Source organism: Mesorhizobium sp. M0998 (genome assembly GCF_040318885.1).
Lineage (GTDB): Bacteria > Pseudomonadota > Alphaproteobacteria > Rhizobiales > Rhizobiaceae > Mesorhizobium.
Map to the genome: position 1 here is coordinate 110,490 of NZ_JAMYND010000011.1, position 18,908 is coordinate 129,397.

General features: G+C 62.6%; 14 protein-coding genes. 9 read left to right on the forward strand and 5 right to left on the reverse strand.

The window, feature by feature from the left end:
• Positions 1-105: 105 nt before the first annotated feature.
• Positions 106-1,323 (forward strand): MFS transporter, encoded by a 1,218-nt coding sequence (locus NKH59_RS13130; protein WP_352540619.1) that lies wholly within the window; start codon positions 106-108, stop codon positions 1,321-1,323.
• Here the strand turns inward: NKH59_RS13130 and dgcA are convergent.
• Complete coding sequence (gene dgcA, locus NKH59_RS13135; RefSeq protein WP_352540618.1) at positions 1,294-2,277, reverse strand: N-acetyl-D-Glu racemase DgcA; 984 nt, start codon at positions 2,275-2,277, stop codon at positions 1,294-1,296. The genes NKH59_RS13130 and dgcA overlap by 30 nt on opposite strands.
• A gap of 78 nt (positions 2,278-2,355) precedes the next feature.
• Between dgcA and NKH59_RS13140 the strand changes: the two genes are divergently transcribed.
• The 4 genes from NKH59_RS13140 to NKH59_RS13155 are packed head-to-tail and all read left to right on the forward strand — an operon-like array spanning position 2,356 to position 6,438.
• A complete protein-coding gene (locus NKH59_RS13140; RefSeq protein WP_352540617.1) occupies positions 2,356-3,540 on the forward strand; it encodes an ABC transporter permease in 1,185 nt (394 codons plus the stop codon).
• Between the two features lies 1 nt (position 3,541).
• A complete protein-coding gene (locus NKH59_RS13145) occupies positions 3,542-4,360 on the forward strand; it encodes an ABC transporter ATP-binding protein (protein WP_352471729.1) in 819 nt (272 codons plus the stop codon).
• A gap of 13 nt (positions 4,361-4,373) precedes the next feature.
• On the forward strand, positions 4,374-5,747 hold the full coding sequence (locus tag NKH59_RS13150; RefSeq protein ID WP_352540616.1) for an MlaD family protein: 1,374 nt from the start codon (positions 4,374-4,376) through the stop codon (positions 5,745-5,747).
• 37 nt (positions 5,748-5,784) lie between these two features.
• Positions 5,785-6,438, forward strand: a complete 654-nt coding sequence (locus tag NKH59_RS13155; protein WP_051406244.1) for an ABC-type transport auxiliary lipoprotein family protein — start codon at positions 5,785-5,787, stop codon at positions 6,436-6,438.
• Positions 6,439-6,479: 41 nt separating this feature from the next.
• Here NKH59_RS13155 and NKH59_RS13160 read toward each other — a convergent pair whose 3' ends face one another.
• A complete protein-coding gene (locus NKH59_RS13160) occupies positions 6,480-6,935 on the reverse strand; it encodes a macro domain-containing protein (RefSeq protein WP_352471799.1) in 456 nt (151 codons plus the stop codon).
• Between the two features lie 131 nt (positions 6,936-7,066).
• Positions 7,067-13,453: an apolipoprotein A-IV repeat region-like domain-containing protein gene (locus tag NKH59_RS13165; RefSeq protein WP_353022148.1), complete on the reverse strand. Its 6,387-nt coding sequence runs from the start codon at positions 13,451-13,453 to the stop codon at positions 7,067-7,069.
• A gap of 285 nt (positions 13,454-13,738) precedes the next feature.
• Between NKH59_RS13165 and NKH59_RS13170 the strand changes: the two genes are divergently transcribed.
• From NKH59_RS13170 to NKH59_RS13180, 3 genes are all read left to right on the forward strand, one after another.
• A complete protein-coding gene (locus tag NKH59_RS13170; RefSeq protein WP_292660938.1) occupies positions 13,739-14,107 on the forward strand; it encodes an Hpt domain-containing protein in 369 nt (122 codons plus the stop codon).
• Positions 14,108-14,204: 97 nt separating this feature from the next.
• The gene (locus tag NKH59_RS13175) at positions 14,205-14,525 is read left to right on the forward strand and encodes a 2Fe-2S iron-sulfur cluster-binding protein (protein ID WP_023674833.1); all 321 of its coding nucleotides are present in this window, start codon (positions 14,205-14,207) and stop codon (positions 14,523-14,525) included.
• 82 nt (positions 14,526-14,607) lie between these two features.
• Positions 14,608-15,636, forward strand: coding sequence for an NAD(P)/FAD-dependent oxidoreductase (locus NKH59_RS13180; RefSeq protein WP_352540614.1), 1,029 nt, complete (start codon positions 14,608-14,610; stop codon positions 15,634-15,636).
• 26 nt (positions 15,637-15,662) lie between these two features.
• Here NKH59_RS13180 and NKH59_RS13185 read toward each other — a convergent pair whose 3' ends face one another.
• A complete protein-coding gene (locus tag NKH59_RS13185; protein ID WP_352540613.1) occupies positions 15,663-17,144 on the reverse strand; it encodes an MDR family MFS transporter in 1,482 nt (493 codons plus the stop codon).
• Positions 17,145-17,345: 201 nt separating this feature from the next.
• A complete protein-coding gene (locus tag NKH59_RS13190; RefSeq protein ID WP_023674836.1) occupies positions 17,346-17,963 on the reverse strand; it encodes a DUF922 domain-containing Zn-dependent protease in 618 nt (205 codons plus the stop codon).
• 96 nt (positions 17,964-18,059) lie between these two features.
• Between NKH59_RS13190 and folP the strand changes: the two genes are divergently transcribed.
• Positions 18,060-18,905 carry a dihydropteroate synthase gene (gene folP / locus NKH59_RS13195; RefSeq protein ID WP_352540612.1) on the forward strand — a complete coding sequence of 282 codons (846 nt, stop codon included), beginning with the start codon at positions 18,060-18,062 and terminating at the stop codon, positions 18,903-18,905.
• Positions 18,906-18,908 lie beyond the last annotated feature (3 nt).

Sequence of the window (18,908 nt, forward strand, 5' to 3'; positions counted from 1 at the left end):
TCAATCGGTTAGTCCAGCGGTTTCATCGACTTTTTCGCCGTGTTAAGCAGCGGCAGGTGTGGCGGGCCGACCCGGCTGAATGCCGTGCCGACGGATCGCCTGTCAATGTCCTCGCTGCCGCCGCTTTCGCCCGAACAGCTCGTCAAGCCACGCCATTTCGAACTGCGCATGAGCTTGATCTTCTTTACGCTCTTCGTTCCGCTCGGGACGCATGTGCCGTATTTCCCGCTGTGGCTGCAGGCGAAGGGGTTCCATGCCGAACAGATAGCCGTGATCCTCGCCGCGCCGATGTTCCTGCGCGTGGCGACGACGCCTTTTCTTACTGCGCTGGCAGACAAAGCGAGCGACCGCGCCAATGTCTATGTTGCGCTGGTCGCCGCATCGCTGATCCTGTCCGCCGGCTACCTCCTGCCGCCGACCTACGCAACGGTACTTGCCGTGTCGCTGGCCCTGACGGTCGTCTGGACGCCGCATTCGCCGATTGCCGATTCGCTCGCCCTTTCAGGTGTTCGCCGCTTCGGCTCGAATTACGCAAGCATGCGCAAATGGGGCTCGATCTCCTATCTCTGTGCCAATCTCGCCGGCGGTTTCATCCTGTCGGCGAGCGGTGCCCAGGCTGTCCCGGTGATCATCTTCGCGGCGCTGTGTGCCGCGCTAGCCGCCGGACTGATTGCGCCGCGCCTTGGCCGTCCACGCCGCGCCTCGCCGCTTTCGGCCGCCGATATCCAGCAATCGGCACCGAAACTCCTCAACCGGTACTTCCTCTATTTTTCGACAGGCGTCGGCGTCATCACCGCCAGCCACGCATTTCTCTACGGTTTCGTGTCGATCTACTGGAAGTCGATCGGCATCAGCGATTCGGTTGTCGGGCTTCTGTGGGGGTGGGGCGTCGTCGCCGAGATATGCATGTTCGTCGTTTTCACCCGCGCTTTCGCCTCCTTCTCGGTCGTCTCGATCATGCTGATTGCCGGGATCGGCGCGATCGTGCGCTGGTTCGCCTTTCCGCTGATCTGGCCGCTTGGGCTTGGCGTTGGCGGGTTTTTCGCGATCCAGACGCTGCACGCGGTTTCGGTGGCGCTGGTGCTGATCGGCCTGCAAAAGATGATCGGTGAGACGGTCGCGGAAGAACGCACCGGGGCGGCGCAAGGCATCGCCTACTTCTCCAATGGCTTCTTCATGGCGGCGGCGACGCTGATTTCCGGTCCTCTTTACGACCGCTTCGGCGCGAATGGCTTCTTTGCGATGATCCCGATCGCCCTGACGGGCCTGGCTCTGATCGGGCTTGCCGCGCGTTCAGCCCCACAGCGCCCGCTCGGGCGGTGACACCAGCGAACCTTGGTAGACGAGACCGGGAACGCGGTCGCGGGCCAGCAGCAGCGGACCGTCGAGATCGACGAAATCGGCATCCTGCGCCAACAGCACGGCCGGCGCCATCGCAAGCGATGTGCCGACCATACAGCCGACCATGACACCAAGAGCCAGTTCGCGGGCGCGGTCGCGAAGCACGAGTGCAGCGGTCAGGCCACCCGATTTGTCGAGCTTGATGTTGACGGCGTCGTAAAGGCCGACAAGTGCTTCAAGGTCCTTCGCCTCGTGCACGCTTTCGTCGGCACAGATCGGTACCGGATGCGCGATGTGGCGAAGAATACTGTCATGTCCCGCCGGCAGCGGCTGTTCGATCAAGGCGATACCGTGCTCGGCGGCAAAGGCAAGGTTTGCGACGATGTTGTCGTTATTCCAGCCCTCGTTGGCGTCGAGAATGATTCGGCTGTCGGGTGCTGCCGCCGTCACTGCACGGATGCGCGCGATGTCGTTGTCGCCGCCGATCTTGACCTTGAGTAGCGGGCGCTGGGCGTTGGCGCGGGCCTGCGCCGCCATCGCCTCCGGCTCGGCGAGCGACAATGTATACGCAGTCTCGAGCGGTCGTAACGGAACGGTTCGTATCGTATGCGCCACCGGTGTTCCGCTGATCTTCGCTTCCAGGTCCCAGAGCGCGCAATCGATGGCGTTGCGTGCCGCGCCGGCAGGCATGGCATCGAGCAGGGCGATGCGGCTGATGCCGTGCGCGATCTCGCTGCGCATCGCCTCGATCGCGTCGCGCACACACTCCATGGTCTCGCCATAGCGCTTGTAAGGGACGCATTCGCCGCGTCCTGTACGGCCGTTTTCGGTGATGGCGCAGGAAATCACCTCCGCTTCGGCCTTCGAGCCGCGCGAAATGGTAAAGGTCCCGGCTATCGGAAAGCGCTCGGCCTCGACCGAAATGACACGCGCCATATTTTTCTGCTCCGGCTGTGCAACAAGGAGGATGTCGGCAAATCGACAGGTCGGCCCCGTCAGGCTAAACAGGACGCCATGTTGACCATCCGCAAACGCGACGCAAGCGGCCCTGCCAAGGAGCCCGACCACCAGCCGCGCATCGCGATCGGCGAGGAGGGCGACGTTCTCGGCTGCGCTTTCTCGGGAACCTGGACGACACGTACCGTGGCGCTGGTCGATGCCGAGATGCGCAAGATCGAGAAGCGCGGCGGCTTCAAGACGCTGGCGCTCGACCTTTCACAAATCGAGAAGATGGACACTGCCGGGGCGTGGCTGATCGACCGCCTGGTCAGCAGCTTCGAAAAAAAGGGCGTCGAGATCACGATGCAGGGGCAGAGCGAGATCGCCTCGATCCTGCTTGGCGCCGTCGGGGACGCCGTTCGTCGCGAGCCCGAATCAGGTCCGGCAAAGCCGCCCAACTTCATCATTCGCGGGCTCGAGGCGGTAGGTCGGCGCGTTTATGAGATGCGCGACGATTTCCTGGCCGCAATGAATATCCTCGGCGCCACGATACGCGGCTCTCAGATGAAGCTTGGCCGCGGCCATGCCGTCAACATGGCGGCGATCTTCAACCAGATCGATCGCATGGGTGTCGGCGCTATACCGGTAGTCGTGCTGATGTCGGCCATCGTCGGTGCGATCGTCGCCCAGCAAGGCGCCTATCAGCTCAGTTATTTCGGCGCCGACATCTTCGTCGTCGACCTGGTCGGCGTGCTGATCCTGCGCGAGCTCGGCGTTTTGATGACGGCGATCATGATCGCCGGCCGCTCCGGTAGCGCGATCACCGCCGAGATCGGCTCGATGAAGATGCGCGAGGAGGTCGATGCGCTGAAGGTGATCGGCCTTAATCCAATCGGCGTGCTGGTGTTTCCGCGGCTCGTCGCGCTGGTCGTCGCGTTGCCTTGCCTGACGATCATCGCCAACTTTGCCGCACTGGGCGGCGGCATTTTGGCTGCATGGCTCTACTCCGATATTGCACCGGCAGCGTTCATCGACCGGCTGCGTGTCGCAATCGACCTCAGCACCATCTTTGCCGGCCTGATCAAGGCGCCGTTCATGGCCATGATCATCGGCATAATTGCCTCGGTCGAGGGCATGAAGGTTGGCGGCAGCGCCGAATCGCTTGGCCAGCATGTGACCGCCTCAGTGGTGAAGTCGATCTTCGTGGTTATTATCCTCGACGGGCTTTTCGCCATGTTCTATGCAGCGATCGAGTTCTGACATGGCGCTGCCGGGCACAAACACGACCAAGGTGGCGGCGAAGGCCAAAGAAGACGAGATCGTGCTGTCGGCGCACGACATCACGGTGTCGTTCGCCGACCAGGTTGTTCTCGACAAATTGTCGCTCGATATCTGGCGCGGGGAGATTCTCGGCTTCGTCGGTGCCTCGGGTGCCGGCAAATCTGTTCTCTTGCGCACCATCCTTGGCTTGACGCGCAAGCAATCGGGAACAATCAAACTGTTCGGCGTTGACGTCGAGAAGGCAACCGAAAGGGAGCGCCTTCGCATCGACATGCGGCTTGGCGTGCTGTTCCAGCATGGCGCCCTTTTTTCGGCGCTGACGGTCCTCGAAAACGTTCAGGTGCCTATGCGCGAATATCTCGATTTGCCGAAGAAGCTGATGGACGAACTTGCCATGCTCAAGGTCGAGCTGGTCGGATTGCCGCCGGATGCGGCGCAGAAATTCCCCTCCGAGCTCTCGGGCGGCATGATCAAGCGTGCTGCGCTGGCGCGCGCCCTGGCACTCGACCCGGACATCGTTTTTCTCGACGAACCGACGTCCGGGCTCGATCCGATCAGCGCGGCTGAGTTCGACGAATTGGTCGTCAAGCTGCGCGATACGATGGATTTGACCGTGTATATGGTCACGCACGATCTCGACACGCTGTTTACGGCGTGCGACCGCGTGGCGGTGCTTGGCAAAAAGAAAGTGCTGGTCGAGGGCACGATCGACGACATGCTCAGGAGCGAGGAACCCTGGGTAAAATCCTATTTCCGCGGAAAACGCGCCCGGCAACTTGATCTTGCGGCGCGCGCATAGCCATAAGTGAGCAATGGAAACCAGGGCCAACTACGTCATTGTCGGCATTTTCACGCTGGCCGCGATCCTCGCGGCTTTCGCTTTCGTCTATTGGACGGCGGCAATCGGCGAAAAGGGTGAGACGACGGTGCTGCGCGTGCGCATTCCAGGCTCCGCTTCGGGGCTCGGCCGTGGCAGTTTCGTGCTGTTCAATGGCGTCAAAGTCGGCGACGTGCGCCGTGTCTATATCGACGTCGACAATCCGACCGCTGCTATCGCCGACACCGAAATAGACCGGAATACACCTATCACCAAGTCGACGCAGGCCGATATCGGGCTTGCCGGCCTCACCGGCCAGGCCAACATCGAGCTCAAGGGCGCCGACCCCAAGGAGCCAAAACTTCTCGACGAGGCGGAAAAGGAAGGCCGTGTCGCCGAGATCGTCGCCAATCCGTCGGCGGTCACCAACCTGCTGCAGACGGCGCAGAACATCTTCACCCGCGCCGACAAGGTCCTTTCGGAGCTCGAAGGCTTCACCAAGGATGTTCGCGGGCCGCTGACGCAAACCGTCAACAATGTCCAGACCTTCTCCGATGCACTGGCCAGGAATGCGGACGGCGTCGACAAGTTCCTGGCCAGCGTCAGCTCGCTGGCGGACGAACTGAAGGGTGTTTCGGGCAAGCTCGACGGCACCCTGAAGGCGGCGGAAGGGCTACTCAACGCCGTCGACAAGGACCAGATCAAGAGCATCGTCGCCAATGTCGACACAGTCACTTCCAACCTCAAGGAAACCAGCAAGCAGTTCGACACGGTCATCAAGAACGTGGACACCGCGGTCGGCTCGATCAACGACTTCGCCCAGAAGACGCAAGGCACGCTGGCCAAGGTCGACGGCGTTCTCGACGGCATCGATCCGGCTGAGGTTCGCACCGCGCTTGCCAATATCCAGAAGGCCAGCGAAAACGCCAACGAGGCTGCCGCCGACATCGCCAAGGTGACCAACAAGTTCGCAAACCGAGCCGACGACATCGATGAAACCATCAAAGACGCGCACCAGCTCGCAGGACGCCTCAACGATGCCTCGGTGCGAGTCGACGGTATCCTTGCCAAGGTCGACAAACTGCTCGGCTCCGGTCAGGCCGACGGCGTCATGGCCGATGCCAGGGCGACGCTCAAATCGTTCAAGCAGGTCGCCGACACGCTGAACGCCCGCCTCGGCACCATCACCGACAATCTAGCGCGGTTCTCGGGACAGGGGCTGCAAAACGTCGAATCGCTGGTCCAGGACAGCCGTCGTTCGATCAACCGCATCGAAGAGGCGGTGACCGACCTCAGCCGCAATCCACAGCGGATCCTGTCCGGCGGCGAGGGTGAGGTCCGGCAGTTCGACGGCAGGGTGCGCCGTTGACTTCGGCCTGCGCCCACCGCAAGAACATAGCTTGCGGATGCGCGTTGTTTCCACGATCCGGGGGGGATCGCGTTTGAAGTCGATCAGTTCAGGCAGCGTCAGATCGAGTGGGTTCAAGGCCGGAGCGGCACTGCTGGCGCTTTCGCTCGCCGGCTGTGCGGCGCTGGGCGGCAAGCCGGCGCCGCTGGATACGTTCGAGCTTTCGGCGCCGTCGCTGGAAGCGCGTGCCCACAGCCGCCGCCAGATCCTCATCGCCCAGCCATCGGCGCTCAAGGCGCTGGACAGCCAGAACATCGTCATCAAGCCATCGCCGCGATCGATCCAGTATCTCAAGGGCGCGCAATGGGCCGACCGGCTGCCGATGATCGTACAGGCGCGGCTGGCAGAGACGTTCCAGCGCTCGGGCAGCTTCACCGGCGTCGGCAAGCCAGGCGAGGGGCTGGCGATCGACTATCAGGTGATCGTTGAGATCCGCTCGTTCGAGGTGCGTGTCGATGGGGGCGAACATGCCGAGGTCGAGCTGTTCGTGCGCCTATTGAATGACCGCAACGGTGAAGTGCGCGCTTCGAAGACGTTTAGCGCCATCGCGCCCGTTTCGGGCAATGGCAACCAGGCCTATGTCGGCGCGCTCGATGCCGCGTTCGGCGATGCGGCCGGGCAAATCGTCCGCTGGACGGACACCGTGATCTGAACCGGGCTAGCTGCTGTGAGGCGGCTGGAGACCGAAGCAGCTCACGGAGCGTATTCGACAAGCGTATGATCTTCGCCCGCGAGTTCATCGTTGATGATTGAGGCTATGGTTTCCCAATCACCTCCAGCCAGCCCTGCGCCAATTTTCGGGTAGCCGATTCTTTTGCCCGCGAATTTACCTTTGACGGCCTGCATGACTTTTCGAATTGCCTGGTAGTCGGCTTTCACGCCTTTGCCCTGCCAATGGAACTGAGTGTAGCCGTTGACAACATGGAAAATGCGGCTGCCTCGCTTGATTTCGGCAACGGATATGCTTCCCAGCTTGGCTGGGTCACCCTTCAATGTCGCGCAATCCGCAGCATATGCTTCGGGAAAAGGCTGCTTTATGGAAAGAGCAATTCCTTTGCCCATCTGGCACTGGCAGTTGCATCCATGCACAATGACATCGAACGTTCCGTCGAGCGCAAGCTGAAGCAGATCACCGCGAATTGTCTGCATTGCCACGAGATACCGGCCTCTGCTCTGGGCGCAAACATCCGACCAAATCAGGAGATTTGCGGACTATCTTTTTCAGTATCGGGTCTAAGCAGAAAGGGCAGAGTGCACTTTCTGTTTTCCTGTCCCGCCGCTTAGTGCAGGCGGCCGCTGGCGTGGGCCAGCATGGTGTAGACCTTGCCGGTATCCGACGTCAGGTAGGTCTGTGCCATGATGTTGTCGCGGTCGTTGCGCGACACGTCCTTGAGCAGCTTTTCGAAATCGTCACAGTAACGATCGACAGCAGCGCGGAACTCCGCCTCCGACTGATATTTGCGGCGGATCTCGTCGAACGTCTGCTGGCCCTTCAGCGTGTAAAGTCGGCGCGTGAAGACGTCGCGCTCGCCGCGCCGGTAGCGGTTCCACAGCTCGATCGAGGCATCGTGATCGATGGCGCGTGCGATATCGACCGAGAGCGAGTTCAGCGATTCCACGACATGAAGCGGCGACCGCGCAGCGGGAGCTGGGCGCGGCGCTTCGGCAGGCGCTGCCGGCTTGGCGTCGTCTTCGCGTGATGCACCGGTCAGGAGGTCACGCACCCAACCGCCCTGCGGCGTGCGGCCGTTGGGGTCGCGCTGGCGCGGCGCTTGGTCTGCCGGACGTTCGAGGTCGAGCGTGCCGCGCAGCGCCGTCTCGCCCGAAGGCGCCTGCGGTGCACGGCGCTGTTCGGGAGCCGGAGCCGGGCGACGTGGCGGTTCGGCGGGGCGTGCGGCAGGCGCTTGCGGCGCCGGACGCAGGTTGCGCTGTTCCGAACTGTCGGCGCTGCGGCCAGATTTCGCAACGATTTCAGAAAGTTCCTTCAGCGCGTTGATCTGCTCTGAAACGGCACGGCGGATAGCCGTGGTTGATTCCTTTGCCTCTTCCGGCATCTCGATGACGCCTTTCTTAAGCTCGGCCCGGGTGAGGTCGAGCTCGCTCTTGATCGAGCCGGCGGTACGCCGCATCTCCTCGGTCGCATCGGCAAAGCGCTTGGTTGCCGAATCGACCACTTCGGAAATCGCGGTACGGATCTTGTCGGCGGATTCCAGCGTCTTGCCCTCGGCGTTCTGCAGCGTCTGGCCGACCAAATTCTCGAACGAGCGCATGACCCTTTCGAGATCTTCCGACTTCTTGACAAGGCCGACGGCGAGGTCCTCCAGCGACGATTGCCTTTCGAGCGTGTGCTCAAGATTGCTCTGGGCCGAGCTCAACAGGTCCGAGGCACTGGAAAGCAACCGGCTGTGCTCGTCGAACTTGGTGGCGATTGAAGCAACCTCGCGTAAGGTCGACGACGACAGCTCGGTGAGCCGCGTCGTGTTCGAATCGACCAGACGCGCCGAACTGGCGAAGGTCTGCGCGGTCTTTTCCGTGGTCGCCGCGAAGCTTTGCGTGCTCCCGGTCAGGCGTTCGTCGACCTGGCCGAGATTGGTCGCCGCCTGCTCGATCAATTGACCGAGCTGCGAGCTGGAGGTGGTCATGCGGCCGATGAGGTCGGCAACGCTGTCGGCAAGCGTCGAGCGCGCGCCTTCGACGGCCGACAGGGTTTCGGCCGTGCGGCTGGCGATGGCGTCGACGAGGGCGGCGTTTTGATTGCGCAGCTTCTCGGTCGCACGTTCGGTGACCTCTTCCATGCTCTTTTGCAGCTCGGAGCCGCCCTGGGCGAAGCGCTCGACCAGAGGCCGCGCCGTCTCGTCCAGGATTTTCGATATTTCTGCCGAACGGGCCGCAAGCATCGTACTGAGCTCGCGAGTATTGGCACCGATGGTCTTTGCAGCGTCATTGGTGCTCTGACCGATATGCTGGCCGACCGCCGTAAAGGTCTCGGCGATGGTGTTGGCACGCGAGACCAGTTGCGCCTCGGCACCCGAGACTTGTTCGTTGAGCTTTTGGCCCATTGTCTCGGCGGAGTAGGCGAGCCGGTTCTCGACGCTGGCGACCTGCTCCTCGACGCGGGCCGCTGTGGCGGCAGCACTCGATGCCAGGCGTTCGTCGGCACCGGCAAGCAGTTGCTCGATTTCACGGGCATGGACGGCGAGTTCCTGGCCAGTCTGCCTGGCGCGTTCGGCAACCCGCTGCTCGGTGCTGGTGAAGGCACCGACAATGTTGTCGGCATGTTCGCCGATTGCGGTGCTGCTGTCAGCGATACGGGACACCAGGCGATGATCGGCCTCCTCGAAGATGCGGCCGATCTCGGACGCACGGGCCGAAAGTGCTTCGGAGCCTTCAGCAATGCGCGAAATAAGTTGCTGGTCGGCGGCATCGAAAATGCGACCGAGATCCGACGCGCGTGCCGCGAGCGCTTCGGCGGATTCACCGATGCGCACGCCCAGCCGCTCGTCGGCCGTTTCGAAATTGCGCAGGATGTCGCCGGCACGTGCCGCCAGCGACTGGGCCGTTTCGATGGCGCGAGAGACCAGCCTGTGGTCCGCCGCGTCGAAGGTGCCGGCAATCTCACTTGCTCTGGCTGCCAGCTGATCGGCCGTTTCCTGGGCACGCGCGAGCAAGCTGTTCGACGTGTCGTCGACGCGGGCAATCAGTGCGCTCGACGTATCCTCGGCGCGGGCGGCGAGGCGACGATCCGCCTCTTCAAAGGTGCGGGCGATGTCCTCCGCCCTGGCGAGCAGGGCGGCCGAGGTCTGCTCGGCGCGCTCGGCGATCTTGCGGTCGGCATCGCTGAATGCCGCGCCCGCCTGCTCATGCAGCGCGCTGGTAACTTCCATGACCTTCTCGCGCAGCGCGCCGGCGACGAAGACCGCGCTTCTTTCGAGCACACTGCGCACGTTGTCGACACCCGTCGACAGCGCCCGCTCCATTGTGCTGGCGCGCTCTTCAATGATGCCTGTCTGCCGGCTGAACGCCTGCTCGATCTTTTCTACGTCCGCAGCGATCGCATCGGAGATGTCGGTGCTCCTGGCGGCAATCTGGTCGATATGGCCGGACAGCGAACGGTCGACATCCTTGCGCGTTTCGGCGAGCCTGGAGAGATCGTCCTGCAGTGCGCGGGTCAGCATGTCGCGACCCTCGCTCAGCTTGCCGACATGACCGGCGACAATCTCGTCGACCTCGCTGCTGCTCATTGCAAGCCTCTCCAGGTCGGCTTCCAACGCGCGCCTGAGGATGTCGCGGCCTTCCGCCAGTTTCTCGACCTGGCCGGCAACCAGCCCATCGATGCTCGAGCGGCTTTCGGCCAGCTTGGCGAGATCGTCCTCGAGCGCCTTCGACAGGGTCGAGCGGTCCTGGACGAGCTTCTCTGCGTGGGTTGCGACAAGGCTGTTGACGTTGCCGAGATCGGCTTCCAGCGCACGCGAAAACTGCGCGCGATTATCGGTCAATAGCTGCGACTGATCGGCGATGGCGCCCCTGATCGTGTTGAGATCGGCCTCCAAGGCGCGCTTGAGGATATCGCGGCCTTCGGCCAGTTTCTCGACCTGGCCGGAAACCAGTCCGTCGATGCTCGAGCGGCTTTCGGCCAGCTTGGCAAGATCGTCTTCCAAGGCGCGCTTGAGGATGTCGCGACCCTCAGCCAGCTTCTCGACCTGGCCGGCGACCAGCCCGTCGATGCTCGAACGGCTCTCTGCCAGCCTGGCAAGATCGTCCTCGAGCGCTTTCGACAGGGCCGAACGGTCTTCGGCAAGCTTGTTCATATGTTCGGAGACGACGCCCCGCACGGTCTCGAGATCGGTCTCCAGTGCCCGCGACAGCTGACCACGGTCTTCCGCCAGCTTTTCGGACTGGCTGGCGATGACGCCCTTGACGGTGCTCAGATCGGCTTCGAGCGCACGCTTGAGGATGTCGCGGCCCTCTGCCAGCTTTTCGACCTGGCCGGCAACCATCACATCGATGCTCGAGCGGCTTTCGGCCAATTTGGCGAGATCGTCTTCGAGCGCCTTCGAAAGGGTCGAACGGTCTTCGGCGAGCTTGTTCATGTGATCGGAGACAACGCCCCGCACAGCCTCCAGGTCGCTCTCCAGTGCCCGCGACAACTGGCCACGGTCTTCCGCCAGCTTTTCAGACTGGCTGGCGATGACGCCCTTGATCGCGTTTAGGTCCGATTCAAGCGCGCGCTTGAGGATGTCGCGGCCTTCGGCCAGCTTCTCGACCTGGCCGGCAACCAGCCCATCGATGCTCGACCGGCTTTCGGCCAGCTTGGCAAGATCGTCTTCAAGCGTCTTCGAAAGCAGGCTGCGGTCGTCGGCGAGCCTGCCAGAATGATCGGCGATCAGGCTCCTGATGTCGGACAGGTCGTTATCGAGTGACTGGGAAAGCCCGCTGCGGTCTTGCGTCAATTTCGCCGAATGGGCCTCAATGAGGCCATTGATGCCGGCGATGTCGGCTTCCAGCGCACTGGCGAGTATGGCGCGACCCTCGGCGATCTTTTCGACTTGACCGGCGACGAGGCCGTCGATGCTGGCGCGACTCTCTGCCAGTTTGCCGAGGTCGGCCTCGAGCGCGCGCGAAAGGATGCTGCGGCCTTCGGCGAGCTTGCCGACATGCCCGGCAACCATTTCATCAATTATCGTGCGGGCTTGCACGAGCTTTCCAGAGTCTTCGTTCAAGGCCTGGGCAAGCCTGTTGCGACCCTCTTCAAGGCTTTCGAGATGGCTGCCCAGCGAAGCGTCGATCGCTGCGCGCGATTCATTGACCTTGCGCAGATCCTCTTCAAGGGCGCGCGAGATCAGGCCGCGGCCTTCGGCTAGCTTCTGCACCTGGTTAGCCACCGCTGCGTCGATTTCGGCGCGACCTTCGGCGAACTTCGCCAGATCGGCCTGCATTGCCGCCGCCATCCGGTCGCGGCTTTCGGAAAGCTTGCGGCTGTGGTTCTCGACGGCTTCCTCGATGCCGGCGCGAGCATCGGCAAGCCGCTCGATGTCCGTATCGAACGAACGCGATACGACATGGCGCGCCGCTTCCATGCGCCCGGCGAAATCGCCGGCGCGGGCTTCAAGCATGGTCGAGGTCGATGAAATGATGTCGGCCATGTCGGCGCCGATCTGGGTCTTGCCCTGATCGATCATCGCCGACAGCGTCTCCTTGCTATCCTGGAAGGTGTGGGCGATTTCGCGGGCGCGCTCGACCAGCGTCTCGTTGATCTGGCGTGCGCGAGCCTCCAGCGCGGCGTTGAGCTTCTGCGTGCCGGTGTCGAGCGCCTCGGCGCGGGTCTGGAACTCGCTGATCAGCGCCTGGCCACGTTCGGCAAGCGTCCGCTCGATGCCGTTGAGGCTGGCTTCGAATTCCGAATTGAGTGTGCGGGCGGCACCGCCGAGCAGCGACACCATGCCGCTCGTGCGGTCGTCGAGCAGGTCGGTCAGTGACCGCGTCAGGCCATCGGTGGTGTCCGTCAGCTTGGCGATCCGGGTGTCGAGCAGGCTGGCGAAGGCCTCGCCCGACGTCGACAGCCGATCGGTGATCGATTCGAGCCGGCCTTCCACCGAATCGAAGATCGACATCGAGCTTCCGTTGATCCTGTCGATCAGCGTGTCGCCGGATTCGTTGATCGTCATCGACAGCTTGGTCGAGGCGTTGAGAATGCTGTCGCGAATGATATCGCTGGCGGCGTTGATCTCGTCTTTCAGTGTCTCGTGGGCGCCGGTGATCGAGGCGCGCACGCGCTCGGCATGGGTGACGACCGCTTCGCGCTCGCTGCCCAGCCCGTCGACCAGCGAGCGGATGCGGGACTCGTTCTCTGAATAGGAGCGCTCGATCTGGTTCACCTCGCTGTGGACCAGCGTTTCGAGCTCGACGGCACGCGCAAGCGTGCGTTCGATGCCTTCGCCCATGGCTGCCACCTCGCGGCGAACCGCTTGGCCGATCATCATGACGCGATCCTGGGCAAGATTTTCCGGCTCGGCCAGACGGAAGGCCACCTCGGTCATCGACTGCGCGGCAAGGCGCATCTCCTGAGCGCGGCGAATCATCACTGCGAATGCCCAGAACAGGATGACGGGCACGATTGCCGCGACCGCCAGGCCGATCAGCTCCGGACGGGCGAAAAACTGATCGAAGGTGCGGATGTTCCAGATGCCAGGTCCGAACAACAGGTTCGCAAGGCCGCCAGCGCCGGCGATCCAGGCCAGCGAAACGAAAGCCACGACCCAGTAGATCGTGTTCGAGGCGCGCCGATTGAGGGTGTGCAGGAGCGTCTTATAGTCTTTTTGACGATCGTCGTTGGCCGGCGAGAAAGCTGCCGGCTGCGAGCCATTGCGCGTTGCGACAGGACGCAACTCAGCCGGCTTGGCCTTTGGCGCGGGATTTGCGATCTGGCTTTGATTGGCGGCAGGTGCCGCGTTCTGGGTCTGGTCCGGGGCAGGCGCTTCGTTCTGGCTGCGACCTTCGCGCGCCAGCTCGTCGGCGGCTTGCGATATTTGCGCTTCGAGATCTTCCATGGATGCAGCCATGTCGAAGTCGCCGCCGGCATCGCCGCTCAGATCGATATCAAGTGCCTTTTCAAGTTCCCTGGCTACGTCGCTGTCGAGCGTTCTTGTCGTCGTTGGTTTCTTCGCCATGCCTTCGCTACCCTGTACAAGCTGCCGCGGGACTTATGGTTCTGCTTATTGATTCTGCCTAGCGTGTCCCGCGCAGGAGGCTGAAAATGGACCTGTCGTATCGTAATGACACAGCCGGGTAAAGAAAACATGCATTCCGCCCGATACGTAAAACTTTAAATATAAGGTTAACACAGCCGTGATTCCGGCGCCGTTATCGCGACATTTTTCCGGGCCAATCATTAACCCGTTGTCCACCGGATACGCCTAGTTTTTGCGGCGGTCGAAGAACGGAGTCTCAAAGTGATACGTGGCGAAAACGGCATTGCCTTCTCGATGCCCGGCGGCGACGTGTCGGGGACAGCCGGGGCGCGGCCGATCGACCTGGCGCATCTTGCGCGCCAGACGATGGGCGATCGGAGCCTCGAGCAGGAGGTGCTGGCTCTGTTCGTGCAGCAGGCGCTGTCGGTGCGCGACAAGATCGTCGATGCGGATGTCAGGCAGCGGCTGCTATTGGCACACGGGCTCAAAGGCTCGGCGCGCGGGGTCGGCGCCTTCGCCATTGCCGATTGCGCCAGCGCGATCGAATGCCGGCCCGAAGACGCCAGCACGCTGAAGCGGCTTGGCTCGCTGATCGAAGAAGTGCGCGACTTCGTCGCCGCCATCAGCCGGTAGCGCTTATTCCCAAAACGCCACACAGCGGCGCTTTGGCGCCGCAGTTGACTTGTCCGGCAGAGTGATTATGTCGGCTCAGACTCCCTTCAGGTGACAAATGACCAAGCTGACCTTCATCGCCCATGACGGCACGCATTTTGACGTGGATGCCGAAAACGGCTCGACCGTCATGGAAAATGCGATCCGCAATGCGGTGCCGGGAATAGAAGCGGAATGCGGCGGCGCCTGCGCCTGCGCGACCTGCCATGTTTATGTCGACGAAGCCTGGACGGCGGAGGTCGGCGAGCCGGAAGCCATGGAAGAGGACATGCTGGATTTCGCCTACGAGGTCCAGCCGAACTCGCGGCTGTCATGCCAGATCAAGGTGCGCGACGCCCTCGACGGGCTGGTCGTGCGTGTGCCGGCCCGCCAGGGCTGAAGCCGATTTTTGCGGCTGCCGCTTGGCAGCGGACCAATGGTCATGCAGTGTCGCGCCGTTTTCCCATAAAGGCGCATGCTTCATGACCGCTATCACCAAGACGGACGTACTCATTGTCGGGGCAGGGCCTGTCGGCCTGTTTGCCGTATTCGAGCTCGGCCTCTTCGACATGAAGTGCCATCTGATCGACATACTCGACCGGCCCGGCGGGCAATGCGCCGAACTCTACCCGGAAAAGCCGATCTACGACATTCCGGCTTGGCCCTCGATCTCGGCGCAAGGCCTGGTCGACAAGCTGCTTGAGCAGATCGCGCCGTTCAAGCCCGAATTCACCTATAGCCGCATGGTTTCGAGCCTGGAAAGGCTGGACGACGGCAGCTTCCGCGTCATTACCGACGAAAACGAGGTGTTCGAAACCAAAATTGTGGTGATTGCCGCCGGCGGCGGTTCGTTCCAGCCGAAGCGGCCGCCGATTCCAGGCATCGAACCCTATGAAGGCAAGAGCGTGTTCTACTCGGTGCGCCGGATGGAGGACTTTCGCGGCCATGACCTCGTCATCGTCGGCGGCGGCGATTCGGCGCTCGATTGGACGCTGAACCTGCAGCCGGTCGCCAAGAGCGTGACGCTGGTGCACCGGCGGCCCGAATTCCGCGCAGCGCCCGACAGTGTCAACAAGATGTATGCCATGCAGGAGATGAAGCAGCTGGAATTCCAGGTTGGACAGGTGACTGGCCTGACCGGCAGCGACGGCCAGCTAGTCTCGGCCACGATCAAGGGGCCGGAGGGCGATGTCGAAGTGCCGTGCACGCGGATGCTGCCGTTCTTCGGCCTGACGATGAAGCTCGGCCCAATCGCCGAATGGGGGCTCAACCTCCACGAGAACCTGATCCCGGTCGACACCGAAAAATTCCAGACGTCGGTTCCCGGCATCTTCGCCGTCGGCGACATCAACTGGTACCCCGGCAAGCTGAAGCTGATCCTGTCGGGCTTCCACGAGGTCGCCTTGATGGCGCAGGCAGCCAAGCGCATCATCAGCCCCGGCGAGCGCATCGTATTCCAGTATACGACCTCGTCGACCAGCCTGCACAAGAAGCTCGGCGTGGTCGACTGAAGCTCGCCGGATTTCGCCGGACAGGTCTATTCGGCCAGGGTTGGGGCCACAGCCTCGGCATGGCCGCGAAGCGTTTTCTCCGGCATCAGCCAGAGCGTGATGAGCGACAACAGCAAGATCGCGGCCGCGGCAAGAAAGATCATCACGAACGGCATGGCCGAGGCGATATGGCCGGCCGGCTGCGTGCCTTCGCTGGCCAGCGGCAGCCCGTAACCAAGGGCGACGGCACCGAGCATAGCGACGCCAAGCGCGCTGCCCAGCGAGCGCAGGAAGGTGAGAACGCCGGTCGCCACGCCAAGGTGCATACGATCGACGGCGTTCTGGACCGAGACGGTGGCAACCGGAAAGGTCGTGCCTGTGCCCAGGCCTACGCAGGTCGTCAACACCTCGACGAGCAACAGTGAGGCATGCCCGGCGACCAGGCTGAGCACGCCGAGGCACAGGATCGAGAAAACAGTTCCGATCATGGCAATGCGTTTATAGTGAAAAAAGCGCGGGATCATTCGCGCGCTGAAGGTCGCACCGGCCACCGTGCCGAGCATCAGCCCAAGCAATGCGGTGCCCGATTGACTGACCGACAGGCCGACGACCGACTGCAGGTAGACCGGCAGATAGACCGACAAGCCGACATTGGCGGCCTGCAGCAGGAACATCGACAATGTGCCGGCGAGAACGATCGGATTGCCGAGCACTTCGAGCGAGATCAGCGGTTCGGCCGCGCGCATGAGCCGCAGCGCGAACGCGCTCCAGAACACCGCCGAGCAGGCGAGCAGTCCAAGGATTTCAGGCGACAGCCACGGATACTCGCTGCCGCCCCAGTTCAAGGCAAGCAGCAGCAGCGAGGTGGCCGCGACCAGAAGCAGCGCGCCGAGGCCGTCGATGCGGTGATGTTTTGCGGCGATCGGCAGCTTCTTGAGCGGGTTGTTGATGATCGCCATGGCCAGCAGGCCCAGCGGAATGTTGATCCAGAAGATCAGCGACCAATGCAGATGTTCGGCGAAGGTGCCGCCGAGCAGCGGCCCGGCGATGCTGGCGACGGCCCATGTGCCCGAGATCCAGGCGGCGTATCGGGCCCGCTCGCGCGGCGGCACGAGGTCGCCGATCACGGTCTGCGTCAGGGCGAACAGACCGCCGCCGCCGGCGCCCTGGATCGCCCGGCCGACAACCAGGACCAGCATGTTAGGGGCCGTGGCGCTGACCAGCGAGCCGGCGAGAAAGATCAGGATTGCAGCATAGACGGTCGGCCGGCGACCATAAATATCGGAGATCTTGCCGTAGAGCGGCGCCACGGCGGTCGCGGTCAGAAGATAGCCGGTCACGATCCATGGCAGATATTCGGCATGCCCGAGCAGACGTGCCATCGTCGGCATCGCCGGCGCGACGATGGTCTGGTCGAGCGCCGCCAGCAGCATCGACAAAAGCACGCCGCCGATGATGGCGTTTTTCTCGGTTTCGTTCAGCGGCGCGTTGGTTTCCACCATCGTTTGCTTGTCGACAGCCTGGTCCATATCCGTTCATCCATTATGCCTGCGTACACGTCCGCGACGGGCTGGGAAGCATCTAGTACGCCGATTGGCGTTTGCCGGAGGCTGATCCCTGCGAACCTGGCATATGTCGTTCGCTATAGGCCGATTTCGACAGCGGCTCGAAAGTTTTCCGAAGCTGGCACTATGTTTCGGCAAAATTGGCTTTGTCCGACGACGCGGAGTTCAGCCGGGAGCGAGCCGGCCGTTCTCAATGCGCTCGATGCGATAGTGCAAAAGCCGCAGGATGCGGCTTTGGAAATTGGCGCTTTCGACGCGATCGAAGCGCATCTGGTCCTGGTCGTGTTTGGCAAGCATGGCCGCAGTGATTTTTGCGGCCTTGGCCTTTGCCAGTTCGCAGGTCTTTTCCGGGTAGCTCGCCTTCAAGGCGTCTTCTAGTTCGCGGCCGTGGTTCTTGGCAATCTCGACGTGGCGTTCCTCATGGCGCTTGATGTCGGCGGACAACGTATCCCAGAACAGCCTGACGCCGGCATCGGCTTTGCGCGGGCGGCGCCACTCAGGAAGGATGACCTTGACCTTGACGGTGACGACAGCATCGGCAATCCAGCACGAGCCCGGCTTTTGCGCATAGCTGACGCGGGTGGTGAACGCCATCTGGGTAGCTCCCGGATGCCGCGACCCGGTGCTTTTCACCTGAGGGCCGAGTTTCGACAGCTGGGTCTCGATGTCGTCGAGCGTCCTGCCGCCGATCGGGAAATAACTATATGTCTTGACGAGAGTTGCAGCGCCGGCCGGGAATGCGGTCAGAGCGAGCATCAGGGCGCAAAGGAGGGATCGTTTCATCGTGTTGCCTCTTTCCCCACCTTGCTTTACCGCCGTCCTCGGCGCAACGGAATTGATCCCCCGCCACGCCGCGGGATCGAACATGGTTGATGGGCAATGATGACAGGGCGATGGCAGTTGGCGCACGGACGCCATCTCGACCTTGGCGGCAAGGCCGTGGTCGTCGGCATCCTCAACATCACGCCGGACAGTTTTTCCGACGGCGGCCTGTTCGATGCGCCGGAAAAAGCAGTGGCCCAGGCGCGCCGCATGGTCGAGGAGGGGGCCTCTGTCATCGACATCGGCGGAGAATCGACACGTCCCGGGGCGTCTGCGGTCTCCGCAAAGGAGGAACAAACCCGCATACTGCCCGTCATCGAGGCGCTGGTGAAGGCCGGCGGAACGCTGATCTCGGTCGATACCTATCGCGAGGATACGGCCCGGCTTGCCGTCCAAGCCGGCGCGCATATCGTCAATGACGTCTGGGGCCTGCAGCGCGAGCCGGGCATTGCCCGCGTCGCGGCCGAAACCGGCGCTGGCCTTGTCGTCATGCACACGGGACGGGACCGGCAGAAACTGCCGGACGTGATTGCCGATCAGCTCTTCTTCCTCAGGAAGTCGCTGGAAATCGCGCGGCGGAGCGGTGTTGCCGACGATCATATCGTGCTCGATCCGGGCTTCGGCTTTGCCAAGGAGACGGCAGCGGAAAATCTTGACCTGATGGCACGGTTTTCCGAGCTTCATGCGCTGGGTTTTCCACTGATGGCCGGCACATCGCGAAAGCGCTTTATCGGCACCGTCACCGGCCGCGACGCAGCCGCAAGAGGCGCCGGGACCGCGGCCACCAGCGTCATCCTGAGGCTCAAAGGCGCGCATCTCTTTCGCGTCCACGATGTCGCAATCAACGTGGATGCGCTGGCCATCGCCGATGCTATGCTGGCACGTGAGATCGGGGAAAGCTGAGCC